Origin of the sequence: Arsenophonus sp. PmNCSU2021_1 (assembly GCF_036919435.1) — a bacterium.
Taxonomy (GTDB): domain Bacteria; phylum Pseudomonadota; class Gammaproteobacteria; order Enterobacterales; family Enterobacteriaceae; genus Arsenophonus; species Arsenophonus nilaparvatae.
This window is the reverse complement of sequence record NZ_JAZHPL010000011.1, coordinates 261,244-274,918: the sequence shown is the minus strand read 5'-3', so window position 1 is coordinate 274,918 and position 13,675 is coordinate 261,244. Positions and strand designations below refer to the sequence as shown.

Annotated in this window: 23 protein-coding genes; 19 read left to right on the top strand and 4 right to left on the bottom strand. The window is 39.6% G+C overall.

Going from position 1 to position 13,675, the window contains the following annotated elements:
* Nucleotides 1–10 precede the first annotated feature (10 nt).
* From V3224_RS26970 to istA, 4 genes are all read right to left on the bottom strand, one after another.
* Nucleotides 11–511, bottom strand: coding sequence for a hypothetical protein (locus V3224_RS26970; protein ID WP_334473549.1), 501 nt, complete (start codon nucleotides 509–511; stop codon nucleotides 11–13).
* A 61-nt stretch (nucleotides 512–572) separates the two neighbouring features.
* Entirely contained in the window at nucleotides 573–1,052 is a 480-nt protein-coding gene (locus V3224_RS26965) for a hypothetical protein (protein WP_334473547.1), read from the bottom strand.
* Nucleotides 1,053–1,102: 50 nt separating this feature from the next.
* Nucleotides 1,103–1,891: an IS21-like element helper ATPase IstB gene (gene istB, locus V3224_RS26960; protein ID WP_334473545.1), complete on the bottom strand. Its 789-nt coding sequence runs from the start codon at nucleotides 1,889–1,891 to the stop codon at nucleotides 1,103–1,105.
* A complete protein-coding gene (gene istA / locus V3224_RS26955; protein WP_334473544.1) occupies nucleotides 1,888–2,910 on the bottom strand; it encodes an IS21 family transposase in 1,023 nt (340 codons plus the stop codon). The genes istB and istA overlap by 4 nt, the downstream gene beginning before the upstream one ends.
* 315 nt (nucleotides 2,911–3,225) lie before the next feature.
* Between istA and V3224_RS26950 the strand changes: the two genes are divergently transcribed.
* The 19 genes from V3224_RS26950 to V3224_RS26865 all read left to right on the top strand — a co-directional run bounded on the left by V3224_RS26950 (nucleotide 3,226) and on the right by V3224_RS26865 (nucleotide 13,667).
* Nucleotides 3,226–3,417: a hypothetical protein gene (locus V3224_RS26950; RefSeq protein ID WP_334473542.1), complete on the top strand. Its 192-nt coding sequence runs from the start codon at nucleotides 3,226–3,228 to the stop codon at nucleotides 3,415–3,417.
* 113 nt (nucleotides 3,418–3,530) lie between these two features.
* Complete coding sequence (locus tag V3224_RS26945) at nucleotides 3,531–3,680, top strand: hypothetical protein (protein WP_334471051.1); 150 nt, start codon at nucleotides 3,531–3,533, stop codon at nucleotides 3,678–3,680.
* Nucleotides 3,671–4,006 (top strand): hypothetical protein, encoded by a 336-nt coding sequence (locus V3224_RS26940; protein ID WP_334473541.1) that lies wholly within the window; start codon nucleotides 3,671–3,673, stop codon nucleotides 4,004–4,006. The genes V3224_RS26945 and V3224_RS26940 overlap by 10 nt, the downstream gene beginning before the upstream one ends.
* Nucleotides 4,007–4,359: 353 nt before the next feature.
* On the top strand, nucleotides 4,360–4,638 hold the full coding sequence (locus V3224_RS26935) for a hypothetical protein (RefSeq protein WP_334473540.1): 279 nt from the start codon (nucleotides 4,360–4,362) through the stop codon (nucleotides 4,636–4,638).
* Between the two features lie 485 nt (nucleotides 4,639–5,123).
* Nucleotides 5,124–5,648, top strand: coding sequence for a Rha family transcriptional regulator (locus V3224_RS26930; protein WP_334473539.1), 525 nt, complete (start codon nucleotides 5,124–5,126; stop codon nucleotides 5,646–5,648).
* A 74-nt stretch (nucleotides 5,649–5,722) separates the two neighbouring features.
* Entirely contained in the window at nucleotides 5,723–6,349 is a 627-nt protein-coding gene (locus V3224_RS26925) for an HNH endonuclease (protein ID WP_334473538.1), read from the top strand.
* Between the two features lie 38 nt (nucleotides 6,350–6,387).
* The gene (locus V3224_RS26920; RefSeq protein ID WP_334473537.1) at nucleotides 6,388–6,744 is read left to right on the top strand and encodes a RusA family crossover junction endodeoxyribonuclease; all 357 of its coding nucleotides are present in this window, start codon (nucleotides 6,388–6,390) and stop codon (nucleotides 6,742–6,744) included.
* 74 nt (nucleotides 6,745–6,818) lie between these two features.
* The gene (locus tag V3224_RS26915) at nucleotides 6,819–7,166 is read left to right on the top strand and encodes an antiterminator Q family protein (RefSeq protein WP_334473535.1); all 348 of its coding nucleotides are present in this window, start codon (nucleotides 6,819–6,821) and stop codon (nucleotides 7,164–7,166) included.
* A 244-nt stretch (nucleotides 7,167–7,410) separates the two neighbouring features.
* On the top strand, nucleotides 7,411–8,091 hold the full coding sequence (locus V3224_RS26910) for a BRO-N domain-containing protein (RefSeq protein WP_334473534.1): 681 nt from the start codon (nucleotides 7,411–7,413) through the stop codon (nucleotides 8,089–8,091).
* A gap of 289 nt (nucleotides 8,092–8,380) precedes the next feature.
* On the top strand, nucleotides 8,381–8,575 hold the full coding sequence (locus V3224_RS30405; protein WP_442891093.1) for a type II toxin-antitoxin system PemK/MazF family toxin: 195 nt from the start codon (nucleotides 8,381–8,383) through the stop codon (nucleotides 8,573–8,575).
* Between the two features lie 817 nt (nucleotides 8,576–9,392).
* Nucleotides 9,393–9,635, top strand: coding sequence for a phage holin family protein (locus V3224_RS26905; RefSeq protein WP_334473532.1), 243 nt, complete (start codon nucleotides 9,393–9,395; stop codon nucleotides 9,633–9,635).
* A complete protein-coding gene (locus V3224_RS26900) occupies nucleotides 9,595–9,795 on the top strand; it encodes a glycoside hydrolase family protein (RefSeq protein WP_334473531.1) in 201 nt (66 codons plus the stop codon). The genes V3224_RS26905 and V3224_RS26900 overlap by 41 nt, the downstream gene beginning before the upstream one ends.
* A 150-nt stretch (nucleotides 9,796–9,945) precedes the next feature.
* Nucleotides 9,946–10,275, top strand: coding sequence for a lysozyme (locus V3224_RS26895; RefSeq protein WP_334473905.1), 330 nt, complete (start codon nucleotides 9,946–9,948; stop codon nucleotides 10,273–10,275).
* Entirely contained in the window at nucleotides 10,245–10,694 is a 450-nt protein-coding gene (locus V3224_RS26890) for a lysis protein (protein WP_334473530.1), read from the top strand. The genes V3224_RS26895 and V3224_RS26890 overlap by 31 nt, the downstream gene beginning before the upstream one ends.
* Before the next feature lie 389 nt (nucleotides 10,695–11,083).
* Nucleotides 11,084–11,503 (top strand): KilA-N domain-containing protein, encoded by a 420-nt coding sequence (locus tag V3224_RS26885; protein WP_334473529.1) that lies wholly within the window; start codon nucleotides 11,084–11,086, stop codon nucleotides 11,501–11,503.
* 309 nt (nucleotides 11,504–11,812) lie between these two features.
* Nucleotides 11,813–12,685, top strand: a complete 873-nt coding sequence (locus V3224_RS26880) for an IS982 family transposase (RefSeq protein ID WP_334467716.1) — start codon at nucleotides 11,813–11,815, stop codon at nucleotides 12,683–12,685.
* A 156-nt stretch (nucleotides 12,686–12,841) separates the two neighbouring features.
* Entirely contained in the window at nucleotides 12,842–13,069 is a 228-nt protein-coding gene (locus V3224_RS26875; protein WP_334473528.1) for a hypothetical protein, read from the top strand.
* A 158-nt stretch (nucleotides 13,070–13,227) separates the two neighbouring features.
* Nucleotides 13,228–13,455: a hypothetical protein gene (locus tag V3224_RS26870; protein ID WP_334473526.1), complete on the top strand. Its 228-nt coding sequence runs from the start codon at nucleotides 13,228–13,230 to the stop codon at nucleotides 13,453–13,455.
* Nucleotides 13,456–13,469: 14 nt separating this feature from the next.
* A complete protein-coding gene (locus V3224_RS26865; RefSeq protein ID WP_334473524.1) occupies nucleotides 13,470–13,667 on the top strand; it encodes a hypothetical protein in 198 nt (65 codons plus the stop codon).
* The last annotated feature ends 8 nt before the right edge of the window (nucleotides 13,668–13,675 follow it).

Genomic DNA, 13,675 nt, shown 5'->3' with positions numbered 1-13,675 from the left:
TACGCACCCTTTAGTTAATGGAGGTTGATAATGGCTCGATTTCTGAAAGTTTGATGTTTTCAATAAAATAGGCATCAATCAGATGTTGCATCCAGGGGGAAAGCTTTTTTTCTTTTGCCGAACTGTCAGCAAAATAAAAGTTCAGCACTGCAATATATTTTTCATCAGGATTTTCATTTAGAGTTGACTTTTCTATCTGACAAACTAGTACATTCTCAATTAATTCTTTATTAACCTCAGTTACTGTATTTTCGTATACAAAAATATCTTTAAAACCAAAACGGTCATGGCAGCTAATAATGTATTTCAGTGCGATATTCCTTCTCACCATTGCAGTTAAGCATTTAAGCCCTTCCATGTGTTCATCATGAGATAGCGGGGCAGCGTCGGGTTTAAAGCGACTGTAGTCATCTAACCAGGAGGGATAATTAAGCCCCAAGCAAGTAAAATTTTCTTTTGCGACCGCAATTTCTTTTTGAATCTCATGACATTTATATGATGAATTTGACATAAGGGTATCCCTCAAAATTAATTGATGAATGATTGCCCCTGAAAAGGGGCATTAAGATTATTTAGTTACGTTGGAGGAAGCGATTGACGTTCGCTTGTTGCCATTTTTCAAGTGATTGGCTCATGACGCTATCGTGTTCGTGAGTACTGGCTTCTAACAGTTGTTGCATTTCACGAAGTACCGTATCGACATTTTCCTTATGGCGGAGTAAACGACGAATAACTTGTTTTTCAGCATCAAAAATAGCGGATTTGAGCGTACTGGTCATGCCGTAAATTCGTCGGCATTCTTCTGCGATTATCGATATTTGACTAACTTCAAAATGTTGAGGGGATGCAACTCCTGTCGCATGACGTAGCGCATACCAGATACCTTGCGTCCATGCTCTCTCAAATCTAAATCCATTCGCCATGCTCCAGACAAGATGAGCCAGATTGCGTGTGTCGTTATCGGTTAAGAGTTCGGGTGCTTCTGGTCTACGTTTAGGGATTGAATGTAGCTCTGCTTCCATGCGATTAAATTCAGCAATTGTCAATGCCAACTGAATTCTGATCCACTTTGCTAAAGTAAAACTGATCCACCCCCTTTAATTTACTCGCTAAGTTCCGGTTTCAATTTTTTATGTAGCTGACCGCTTTTTAGCTTGTCTTTTAACCGATAACTTTGTCCACTAATCTGTACAATATGTGCATGGTGCAGCAATCTATCCAGCATAGCCGCTGTTAGCGTCTCATCGTCACCAAATGTACTTGACCACTGAGCAAAAGACAGATTACTAGTTAAGAGCACACTACCCGCTTCATATCGCTTTGCCACCACCTGGAAGAACAGGTTTGCTTCTTCCTTGCCAAAAGGTAAATAGCCAACTTCATCGATAATCAATAGTCTAGGTTTACTGATAACTCGGGTAAGATATCCTTTAAGGTCACCTTGTCGATGAGAGGTAAGCAGCTGCAACATCATGTCCGCCGCAGTTAGAAAACGGATGCTTAATCCCTGCATCGCAGCCCTATAGCTGATGGCAGTAGCAAGGTGGGTCTTACCGACACCAGACGGACCTAGCAACACGATATTCTCCTGGCGCTCAATAAAAGCCAGTCCAGCCAGTTCCTGTATTTGGTTACGGGGAACACCGCTGGCATATTTGTAATCAAACTGCTCCAACGTCTTTATCACTGGCAGCCCAGATAAACGGAGTATCGTTTGACGCCGACGTTCAGTAAGTCCTTCATACTGGTGTCGTAAAACAGACTCTAGAAAGTCAGCGAGTGTACCGTTCTTGTCGACAGTTCCTTGCGCTACAGCTGGGCACTCTGTGCTTAGTCTGTCCAGTTTAAGCTGCTGGTAGAATTTTTCGATGCGTTCATACTGAAGATTCATATCGGCATCTCCAGAATCGACTGATAGACGGACAAAGGATGTTGTAGGCTCTCGATAGGAATGGGGCGAGTCTGATGTATCGGTAAAGGAAATGCTTGCATGACTTTCGGCAGCGGCAACAGTGCCAAGCGTTCTTGTAGCATGCGCTCTTCCGGCGATACACCCGTAGTGCCGTGTTTACGTACATTAGCTATTGTACTCAGCCAGTCTCCAATACGTGAGTTGGCGGCGGTAGCATCCAAAGTAAGCCCTGCCTGACGAAATAACGCGGTTAGTGGAACAATGAAACTGTTCTTAAGATAGTGATCAAAAGGTTCAACCTTACCTTTAGTCTTCCCCCTGTATGGACGGCAGACTTTCGGACTGAAAGCATATTTTTCGGCAAGTTTGATAAGCTGTGGGTTCCAGCGGTGTTTACCAGGACCATAAACATCACGCTCAATGATAATGGTCTTCGGATTATCAAATAGCAGCTGACGAGGCGTACCGCCAAAATACTGTAGGGCTGACTCAATCCCGTCGCCCCAGGCTGCTGAATTTTGACAGGTGTAAAACCTAACAAAAGTGGAGCGACTCCAGCCTAACGTGGCAACGAATGCCATCAAAGGATTCTTCCCCTGTCTGATAATCGTGAAGTCAACCTGCATCTGTTCACCGGGTTCAGTCTCAAAGCGGACAACATCTTCAATAACGGTTTTTTTCATAGGATGAAGAAAAGCGGTCAGCAAGCTATAGCTGTCTGTGTAGCCTCGTTCACGGATCTCCCGTAGCAATACGCAGGCCGGTATCCAATCAGGCCTGGCCGCCTCTACGCGTTCGAGAATATATATCTTGAAGGGATCCAACTTACCGGGTCTAGGCGCTCTCGATTTATAACGCATATTCGCCGCCGCTTCAGTGCTACGAAGATATCGCCTCCCGGTTACTCTTGAGCATGAAAGCCGTCGCGCAATCGTACGTATAGACATACCCTGGCGATGTAAAACAGAAATTTCCACTCTGATCTCCAATGTTATCATCGGCAGTACCTTAAAACTGCCATATTTACTCTTAGTGGATCAGTTTTACATTAGCAAGTGGATCATTTTTACATTGGTAGCGACAGCAATATAGGCTTCCTTGAATTGTGCTGCTTTTTTTCCTGTCACGAGTTTCGCACGGGCATATAAAATTCTAGAAATGGCTTCAGAACAATAATTAATCTGTAACTTGCTAAGACGTATAAATTTACTTAAATTACAATAAGTTATTTTTAATTTATGAGATTTTTTCTATTTATATATTATGCTGAATTAAACTTAAAAATAGAGCGTTTTTTTATTGGTGCGAAACTCGTGCATAAGTATGTTCTACTCAATGAAAACCAGTTTGATTTTATGTGTCGCATTGTCCGTGGACGTGATTACGAGAAAATGACGCAATTTAAGCTGGATGTCACGCATTTGCTAAAAAACGAGCCGCTGAACCTATTAGAAGGGAGTATTTACCTCATTACCATGAGTTCCGTGATGCTTTACGTGATTTAGGTGCTGAGAAACATCACTACATCAATCTGGCAAACATTGAGAACCGTTTAGCGGGTTTATGTTCAGGTGAGCGAAGTAAAGCCAATGACCAACAGCTTGGTATTCTTCTTTGTATGCAGAAGATAGAGCAAGCAACGTTTCAGTCAGCCATTGAATCAGGCATGTCACCTACTCAAGCAGTGCGAGAAGTCAGTAAGCGCATCGATATGTTTGCAACCTTAATGACTCCATCCCAACAGATTAGGGGCGACAAATGCAATTAATAAACCCAAAAGCACTTAAAGAGTTGCGCACAAAAGAAAGCATTAAAAACAATAAGTTAACTCCATTTGTGCAGTACAAAAAACAAACTGTTATAGCTAGGCAATCGTTACGCCCACTTAATGCTTTGATATATAGAGATAATTATCCGTTTGTGCAGTATACAAAACAACCAATGAAAGCTTTTAAACACATCCTTGTCGATGGTGAATACTGTTATGTTTACGAAGACCATATCCATTTTTTGACGAAAAAGCGTCAACGGATAGCGGGGAAACAGGTAACCGGTTATGCCGCTAAAGGGGTGGAGATGAGAGAAGTTAAGTAATGGAAGATAACTCTCTTCCACGAGTCAACAAAACAATCCGTCTGGCAAACACTAAAAGCCGTCCTCGCAACAAAACAACCGCATCAACTCATCATTAAGCCTTACCGAAAAACTCGCTTACTCTCTCAAAATTCACTTTTTCATTTGTGGACAAGTGAGATAAGCAAGTATCTGTCACGAGTTTCGCACAGGCGTATAAAATACTAGAAATGGCTTAAAATCGATGATTAATCTTCAAGTTACTAAAACACATAAATTTTATTAAATTACAATAAGTTGCTTTTGATTTATAAGATTCTGTCTATTTATATATTATGCTGGATTAAACTTAAAGATAGAGCGTTTATTTATTGGTGCGAAACTCGTGTCTGTGTGCAAATAACGCTAATTACACACCTGAGCAGGTTGAAGAGATGCTCAAGCACACTTTTCTCGGCTATGAAGTTGTAGAGCGTATTGATGTAACCACACAGGAGCCAGAGCGCGTCAGAACGCTCAGAAGAACATCAAAGCTTGATACGGGGGAAATGCATCTCTTTATGCAAAAAGTGGAATGCTGGGCGATTGGCATACGTTGTTTCGTGACAATACCGGAAAGCTCGGAGTATATGAAATTAAAACAGGAACAGTGAGCAATCAAAAGCAAAGCCCCCATAAAACGGGGGTTATTCTCAGCGTTGACTTAGCTTGCAATCGCTTTCTGTCACGCTGGCTACGATGGACGCACCTTAGAGTAGTCTTAAAGCCTGTCAGCTAATCGTGAATATGATTAACGCAGGAGACATTAGCAATGTTAGCAGGAAAAAATTTTTATGCAACACACAATAGAAACAGTGAGTATTCAATTTGACGTTATCAATCGTTCGGGTTATATTTTCGGTACATCTGCAAAATCAGATGTCGGGTGTGAGAACCTGCTGAGAAAACCGCGACATATGCACGCCGCGAGCGTGTTTTTTAATGTCGTAATCTAGCCACAATTCAATGGTGGGCTGGATGGGGCAACCGAAAGGTTGGCCGGTTGGTTTTCCCGGTATTCTCACCCCCGTTCGGTTCACCACCAGAGAGTGTGAGAACTCCTGATGGTGAGTAAATTTAGAAAACCATCGGAGGTCATATGACACTTCAACTTTCTACTATCACCCCTAAAGTTAAAATTTGTAACAACAAAGCCATAACAACATCATTCGATATAGCTGATTACTTTGGTAAGTTACATAAAAATGTTATCCGTAGTATTGAGTTATTAGATTGCTCCCCAAAATTTACAGAGCTCAATTTTGAGCTTTGCTATAAAAACAATGAGTTACAAAATGGGAAACCTCAACCTTACTACAAAATAACTAAAAATGGATTTATTTTCCTGGTGATGGGATTTACCGGAAAAAAAGCAGCACAATTCAAGGAAGCCTACATTGCAGAGTTTGATAAAATGGAATCAGAACTCAATAGTGCCATCGCTGTAACTGGAGCCACTAATAAAGTTCTGCTCACTCTACTACCCAATGGCAAAGTAGATAGTGCCCGCGTTATCCATGATAACGAATATGTCGCTTCTCTTGAGTCATTGTTCGAAATAGGCCGTCGCGCGGGTTATATGATTATTCACAAAGATGAATTAATCAAAAAACTCTCTGAATAATCAATCAAATTAAACTTAATCATTACTTATATGCCCCTCAAATGAGGGGTTTTTTATTGGGAGAAATAATTTAAATGGCACTAAAAAGGAATAAAATTAAATATTGCACGATTAGTGGATGCTCCAAGAAAGCAAGAAGCAATAGTATTGGCGTTTGCGAGATGCATTATTATCGGTTCAGAAGGAATGGTCGTTATGATCTCATTGCGCGTAAAAAGAAAGAGTTTATTGTTCATAGTGAGGGTTATATTTTACATTTAAATCCAGATCATATCCTCTCAGAGAAAAGGGGGTATATATACCAACACAGAGAAGTGGCTTATTCAAAATACGGAGATGGACCACATAATTGTGAGTTATGTAATAAAAATATTACATGGTCAACCTTACATGTAGACCATATTGACAACGCACGAACCAATAATGCGCCAGAAAACTTAAGGCTTCTTTGTCAGCGTTGTAACACCCATAGGAAAAAACGTACGATTTATCAACGAAATGGCAGAACAATACCTATTAAAATTGGCGGCATTATTAAAAGTTCAGTTGAATGGGCTGAAAATGATGGATGTCAAGTATCAAGAGGTACGATTATAAGACGACTTAAATCTGGGATGTCACCGAAAGAAGCTGTTTTTAAAGAAACCCGTAATCATATTTCATGGACTAAAAAACACAAAGATATTAATAGAGAAAGATAATTTAGTTTCCAATTATAAAGAATAAAAAGGAGTTCTGGTTGATTAAATATAAAATCACGGTTCCTTTCCCTCCCTCTGTAAATCACTACTGTTATCACGCCAAACACAAACATTTCATCACCACAAAAGGCAGATTATACCGTCAGTCAGTAGTCGCTGAAATAACGCGTCAAAAGCTCTGTAAGCGATTATCTCAACGTTTAGGGGTTGAGATAGGGGTATATCCACCTGACCGCCGCAAACGTGACATCGATAATCTAATGAAAGCACCCATTGATGCACTCTGTCATGGCGGTTTGATAGTTGATGATTCGCAAATAGATGTGTTGCACGTTGAGCGCAAGGAAATCATTAAGGGTGGGAAATTAGTTATCACCATTTGGGAAATTACGTAATCAAGAAACCATCAATAACATTCAACGCAGGGCATTGAGACCATGTCCCTATTCCTATTTTTGCCGGAGGACAGATGAGCAGGCACGTAAAAGATTTACTGGAAGCATGGGGAAATTGGAGCATGAGCCGCATTGGAACCGAATACAAAGGTATGTCTTCCATTGCTCCTGTTAAATTCGATGATGACAGACCTTGGCTAAGCGATGATGAGGGCGAAATTGTTGATAAAGCCGTAGCAGGATTAAAGAAATATGACATCGACGGATACAATATCATTTGCTTACATTATCAGCACCATATTTCATTTAGAGCAATTGCTAAAAATATACACAAGCGCCACCAATATATTTCTGATTATTGTGAGCGTGCAGAAGCTTACATCGCTGGCACTGTTCACACACTTCTTAAAGCAACAAATTGACAACACCGTATAGACTATCGTATGCTGACCATACTAGAACACCATAGCGGTCATCCGCACCCGATAGCCATGCGGCTTTTTTATGCCCGTAATAAGGCGTAATTACATCCAAATAATGATCGGGTGAAGAGACGTAATACAATACCCATAAGGGGAATATGTCCAGAGCGTCTATGGTGCTCTAGTTGACACCCGATCACCAGTTAAAACTGGTTTTCTCAACTAAAAATCCATAGGAGTAATTATGACTGCTCTAACAATGAAACCAATCTCATTCACCTTTCAAGAAAGACATAATGTCCGTATTAAATTAATCGATAATGAGCCTTGGTTCTGTCTTAAAGATGTTTGTGAAATTCTTGGATTATTAAATAATCGAAAAGTACTTAAAAATCAAGTGGATAAAAATGGAGTAACTAGAAGTTACATCATAGATTCTATGGGACGGAAGCAAGAAACTGCATTTGTAAATGAACCTAATCTCTATCGTGTTATTTTCCGTAGCAATAAGTCGGAAGCAAAACAATTTCAAGATTGGGTATTTAATGAAGTTCTTCCATCTATCCGCAAAACGGGTAAATACGAACACCCTAATCATAAACCAGAAGCGAGACAATTACTAACCGCAGATGACACCTCGCATCTTTCTCGTTTAATCTGGACGATGGCTAATGGCTTCCGATTTGAGCGTTCGTGGACACAAGGTATCTGGTATGCGCTCCGTCATGCAACAGGCGTAGAGTCACCTCAAAATTTTGAGGTCAACCAAATACCGATAATCGCAAAAGAATGCGAAAAGATTTACAATTTCACCAATGGCGTTAAAGAGGCTATCTATGAGGCAGAAAAGCAGGCTGTAAGGCAAGTACTCCGCAAACGTGAAGATGCAGACAAGGTATTAGCTGAGATGAAACAATTACTTTGAAGAGAGTTATCAGGAACAGACTCTCGTTCTGGCAGATACACTAACACGTTGGCAACAAGCGGAAATACAGCAATTTCTACAGCGACGTTAAACACTGATCAAATCATCAGTAAAATGCTTGACTGGTCGACCGGTCGACCATATAATTGTGCTATAGTAGCGCAGAGCTATTGAGTTAGCACCTAAACATACATTAGAGCCTCGCTTTTTGCGGGGTTTTTTGTTGAAATCATTGTGGACTTTATGTAGTGTTAGCCGATTATTAACTGGCTAAAATTAAAATTGATAAATGGGATTGAAATTTCAACCACAGGTAAGTTCTGTTCTTATGTGTAATTTTAAGGGATTAATTGTTCCTGAAATTGTTAAAATTAGGCCGATAATTGTTATAGCCAGAAACAGATATAATAATAAGCTAGTCACAGTTGTTCCTGTTAGCACAACAGAACCGATACCTGCTCTTGATCATCATTATGAACTATGAGAAAACCCAATACCTGGAAAAGAACATTTAAGGTGTTGGGTTAAGTGTGATATGATAATGACGGTATCTATAGAAAGATTAGATAGAATAAAATTACGAACCTGGAATGGTAGAAATTATGAAGCACCTAGAATTTCTGATAATGAGATGAAAGAAATAAAGAATTCTGTTCTTCATGGAATAGGTATGTCCTATTTAGTGAAATGACTTGACATTCAGGCGACACTGAAAGATGCTTTTTAATGAACCCTTATGGGACTTGTGAGACTTCCAAACAATAGGAAGCTAGATGTCGGGAATGGTAATGACAAACCTACTGCACCTATGAATTAATACAGTGAACCTCGCTTTTGCGGGGTTTTTTGTTGTATTATTAATGAAATAGCTATATCTTGTTTGTGCACTACCTTTTATAAGCTCGTAGGGTACATATAGGTAAATAAGGCAGTAGTGCATAGCCCCATGTGAAAGCGTGGGGTTTTTCATTTGTACCCCTGCAATACTGACAAAGCCAGCAACATAAACAAACCTGAGTTCGGGATAAGCGGTAGTTATGGGAAAATAAAAATCACTCACTTATCAATAAAAACCTTTTAAAATCAATAAAATGATAAAAGATGGAAAGATTTTTAGTGATAATAGGTTAAAAAATAAGCTATTTTCTCTGCTAAAATCATGAAAAAATCCAAAATTAAGCACTACTTTATGTAATTATTTTAAGTTAACTGCTTGAATATATAATGAAAAATTTTATATTCCTTATCCCGAACTCAGGTTAAACAAGTAAAGCGGCTGTCTCCCTTTTTAATTTAAAGCAATGGTACCCTCAACGGGAGGGTATATGCGTATGTTTGAAAAACACTCAACCCTCAATGCTTATTTGTCCGGTATTCTAACGACTTTGATGGGTTTTAGTATTGACCAATGGGTCGCGCTGATAGGGATAATCTGTACGGTTGCGACCTGCTTAGTCAACTGGTACTACAAATGGAAGGAACTCAAGTTAAAAGAGCGTCACTATGAAGATACCGAAAAAAATATTGATGGCAACGGGCGGTAGCGCGCTGTTTTTAGCCTCAGCGATGATAACGCATTTTGAAGGGTTGAGACTTAAGCCCTATTTCGATGGAGGACGAGTGCTGACAGTTTGTTATGGTCAAACGGGGAAAGCCATCGACCGCGATAAAATTTATACCAAAACACGAGTTTCGCACCAATAAAAAAACGCTCTATTTTTAAGTTTAATTCAGCATAATATATAAATAGAAAAAATCTCATAAATTAAAAATAACTTATTGTAATTTAAGTAAATTTATACGTCTTAGCAAGTTACAGATTAATTATTGTTCTGAAGCCATTTCTAGAATTTTATATGCCCGTGCGAAACTCGTGCCAAAACAGAATGTGAACAATGGCTTGATGAAGCGCTCAGCAATGTTAAGCGCTATGTTGACCCACTGATTAAGGTTAATATCAATACGCTCACACAGGCCGCCCTTTACTCGTTTGTCTATAACGTTGGCATTGGTAATTTCAGGCGGTCAACGTTGCTCAAAAAACTCAACGCAGGCGACAGACAAGGGGCGTGCGATGAGATGAAACGCTGGGTATACGATGAGGGTATAAAACAGAAAGGGTTAATGACTCGCAGGGAAATAGAGAGCGTAATATGTTATGGCGACCTGTCACATTTATCGTAGCGATTATTGCTGCATTGATGTTATCGCTCGTTTTTATCAACTCCCGTTATCAAACCGTCAAACAAAACTACCAAACGGTAAAGCAGCAATATCAGGCTCAACTCGAAGCCGTGAAATTACAGCAGGATAAGATCGATGCTTTGCACCAACTCGATATTAAACACACCGAGGAACTCGATAATGCCAAAGCTCAAATTACCAAGCTCAATGATGCTGTTCGCGCTGGCGCTAAGTGGTTGCGCATTAACGCCGTGTGTCCAATACCCAAAACCGCTACCCCCAAGAGCCGATATGATGAAGCCAGCCCACAACTTAGCGCATCAGCTCGAGAAGATTATTTCCGTCTCAGAGCGATGATTGTTGAGAACGAAAAGCAGACGGAGTATTTACAGCAGTACATCAAAACACAGTGTCAATAAAATCATTTAACTCATTGTTTTTATTACAAGAGGTCAAACTGACCACCTTGGTCATTTCAGGACTAAGCTCACTTTTATTTCTGTTGTATAGCTTGTTAACTGACTTAACGAATAGCAACAAGTTCTAGCCCCCATACACCATGGGAACATCCAGCATTATTGACAACCACCGCAGGACAATTTTGTCCCGCGATTAATACTTGAACAAATTTTTTAAATTATTAGGGACTCCTTAGCGACAAGGAGTCCTCTTATTTCAACGCGCCCTCACCGCGCATCTAAATAAACCCGAGACAATTCACAAAATAGACCTCAGAGAACGTCAGTCAATCATGATGCGTTCGGGGTCTGTGTGAGCTGAAGTCTCTTTTTTGAAAGGTTAGCATCATATGAAATACTCGGTTATTGATATCGAAAATATTCATGTTCGCAGCAATGAGCATGGGACTTATAACCTTAATGATTTGCACAAAGCAGCTATTGCAGGTGGTTTAGCCAAAAAATGGCAAGTACCGAGTCAATTCTTACAATCTGATGGAATTAAGGAATTTGTTGAAGAAGTGACCAGAGTGCTAAAAAACATTCTGGAACAAAATCAAATACTTACTGTATTTAATGGTGGAAATGAGAAGGGAACATGGGCTCATGAATTGATTGCATTAAGATATGCTGCCTGGTTGTCTCCTGCATTTGAAGTTAAAGTTTATCAAACATTTCGTGCGGCGATTCTCGGTCATTTAGATAAGTTTGCTCAGGCAAATCGATTAGAACTTCACTATCAAAATCACGAGTTTCGCACCAATAAATAAACGCTCTATCTTTAAGTTTAATCCAGCATAATATATAAATAGACAGAATCTTATAAATCAAAAGCAACTTATTGTAATTTAATAAAATTTATGTGTTTTAGTAACTTGAAGATTAATCATCGATTTTAAGCCATTTCTAGTATTTTATACGCCTGTGCGAAACTCGTGAAAATAAAAAAAGTAATGTAAGTAACCTGAGTTCGGGATAAGAAATAAAGAGAAAGTCTTGATATTCAAATAGTTGAATGAGCCTGTTTTGTTAAAATACTCTAACAGTCTGGTTAAAGAGTAGAGCATTGTTAAACAATTATGGAAAATCTTACTGAACTTTATTGCCTGATGGATGATTTTTGCAAAGACTTCGAGCCAAAAATGCATGAATATTTGCTGACTAACGGTACTAAGCGTCGTAGACGGTCTACTCAGCTTTCGTTGGCGGAAATGATGACACTGGTTGTGTTGTTTCATCAACTCCGATTCAGGCAATTCAAGGTATTTTATCTCTATTATGTCCGCTTATATCTCCGGAAGGAATTTCCTAACTTGCCATCCTATTCACGCTGTGTAGAGTTACTTCCGCGTAGTGCCTTAGCGTTAACGGCACTGTTTGAGTCAATTAAGGGAAAATGCACGGGGCTATCGGTTGCCGATTCTACTCCGATAGCGGTGTGTGATAACTTACGGATCCGCAGACATAAAGTCTTCAATGGGATAGCTGAACGGGGAAAAAATTCAACAGGTTGGTTCTTTGGTTTCAAGCTTCATGTAATTATCAATCATTTGGGGGAAATACTCAGTTTTCGACTCACACCAGGAAACACCGATGATCGGAAACCATTGCCTGAGCTGACAAAGGATCTTTCTGGTTGTTTGTACGCAGATAAAGGGTATTTATCGGCTTCACTGAAACAGCAACTCAAAACGATGGGAATTAGCCTTATAACGAATATCAAGAAGAAAATGAAGCCTATTAAACAGACTTGTTTCGACAAAGCCATCTTGCGTCATCGTTCTGTCATTGAAACGGTATTTGATGAGTTAAAAAATCTTTGTCAAATAGAGCATACGCGACATCGCTCTCCGGCTAACTTTGTAGTGAATTTATTAGGCGGACTGGTTGCATATTGTTTAATGCCATCTAAACCAAAGATACCTGTTGCAGGTACGTATCTTCAAGTATAATTGATAATGCTTATCCCGAACTCAGGTTAAGTAGTGCTGCAAAGATTATGAATCAATGGGGTCTTGGTGGAGAAAAGCATAAGCTTGAATCAGAAAGAGAAAGGTTGATCAAAGAAATGCAAATGACCATACCTGGACTGATAGAGGCTTAATTAAATGACTACACATGAATTCTTTTGCTGGCGAGTAGCCGAGGCTTATATGTATTACCTGATGGCAACGAATCGTCGCCCCGTATACCGCTATGATACTAGTGATATCGAAGTCAGTCGTCATTTTTTGATGCCTTTGCTTGATGGTTATCTCGGGGGCAGAAAACCGACAGAATGGAGAGCGAGGTTTTATCACGAGTTTCGCACCAATAAAAAAACGCGCTATTTTTAAGTTTAATTCAGCATAATATGTAAATAGATAAAACCTTATAAATTAAATATAACTTATTGTAAATTAAGTGAATTTATGCATTTCAGTAACTTGCAGATTAATCATTACTTTTAAGCCATTTCTAGAATTTTATAGGTCTGTGCGAAACTCGTGTTTATATGAAATTGATGACACCATTCAGCGAAAAAGCAGATCCACGAGCAATAATTTGCGCTGGCAAAGTTCCACAGTTAAACCGCCGTGGTATAAAGTATATGAACGCACTGCTTCATGAATTTGGCGATATGATCTCGGATACTGGTGTTAAAGATGATAGAGGAATGCTTATTTTGCCACCAGAAAGTGAATGGGCAAACCTGAAATTCAGCAATATCTCATTTGAATAACGTAGAGCGTTATCATGACCCCTGAGCAATTCATCGAAACCAATGTCAAGGCCGAGTTAATGAAGCTCGGCTTTTCTAACTCTGTCGCCAGCTTAGCTACTCGTGAAGCGATCCGGTATTACCGCAAACAGCCGGCTAGCAGAAGAGGCAAGATGATATCTGATTGTCTCAATCAGGCTAAAAGATGGGCGAGATTAACAAAAATAAGATAATTATTAAT

Bases quoted from the DNA above. Each gene is read 5' to 3' on its own strand.
- V3224_RS26870 (WP_334473526.1), top strand. From the start codon at position 13,228: ATGAAATTGATGACACCATTCAGCGAAAAAGCAGATCCACGAGCAATA.
- istB (WP_334473545.1), bottom strand. From the start codon at position 1,891: ATGAATCTTCAGTATGAACGCATCGAAAAATTCTACCAGCAGCTTAAA.
- V3224_RS26880 (WP_334467716.1), top strand. From the start codon at position 11,813: ATGGAAAATCTTACTGAACTTTATTGCCTGATGGATGATTTTTGCAAA.
- V3224_RS26945 (WP_334471051.1), top strand. From the start codon at position 3,531: ATGCAGAAGATAGAGCAAGCAACGTTTCAGTCAGCCATTGAATCAGGC.
- V3224_RS30405 (WP_442891093.1), top strand. From the start codon at position 8,381: ATGGGATTGAAATTTCAACCACAGGTAAGTTCTGTTCTTATGTGTAAT.
- V3224_RS26890 (WP_334473530.1), top strand. From the start codon at position 10,245: ATGTTATGGCGACCTGTCACATTTATCGTAGCGATTATTGCTGCATTG.
- V3224_RS26875 (WP_334473528.1), top strand. From the start codon at position 12,842: ATGACTACACATGAATTCTTTTGCTGGCGAGTAGCCGAGGCTTATATG.
- V3224_RS26910 (WP_334473534.1), top strand. From the start codon at position 7,411: ATGACTGCTCTAACAATGAAACCAATCTCATTCACCTTTCAAGAAAGA.
- V3224_RS26930 (WP_334473539.1), top strand. From the start codon at position 5,124: ATGACACTTCAACTTTCTACTATCACCCCTAAAGTTAAAATTTGTAAC.
- V3224_RS26915 (WP_334473535.1), top strand. From the start codon at position 6,819: ATGAGCAGGCACGTAAAAGATTTACTGGAAGCATGGGGAAATTGGAGC.
- istA (WP_334473544.1), bottom strand. From the start codon at position 2,910: ATGATAACATTGGAGATCAGAGTGGAAATTTCTGTTTTACATCGCCAG.
- V3224_RS26905 (WP_334473532.1), top strand. From the start codon at position 9,393: ATGGTACCCTCAACGGGAGGGTATATGCGTATGTTTGAAAAACACTCA.
- V3224_RS26885 (WP_334473529.1), top strand. From the start codon at position 11,084: ATGAAATACTCGGTTATTGATATCGAAAATATTCATGTTCGCAGCAAT.
- V3224_RS26970 (WP_334473549.1), bottom strand. From the start codon at position 511: ATGTCAAATTCATCATATAAATGTCATGAGATTCAAAAAGAAATTGCG.
- V3224_RS26900 (WP_334473531.1), top strand. From the start codon at position 9,595: ATGAAGATACCGAAAAAAATATTGATGGCAACGGGCGGTAGCGCGCTG.
- V3224_RS26865 (WP_334473524.1), top strand. From the start codon at position 13,470: ATGACCCCTGAGCAATTCATCGAAACCAATGTCAAGGCCGAGTTAATG.
- V3224_RS26925 (WP_334473538.1), top strand. From the start codon at position 5,723: ATGGCACTAAAAAGGAATAAAATTAAATATTGCACGATTAGTGGATGC.
- V3224_RS26940 (WP_334473541.1), top strand. From the start codon at position 3,671: ATGCAATTAATAAACCCAAAAGCACTTAAAGAGTTGCGCACAAAAGAA.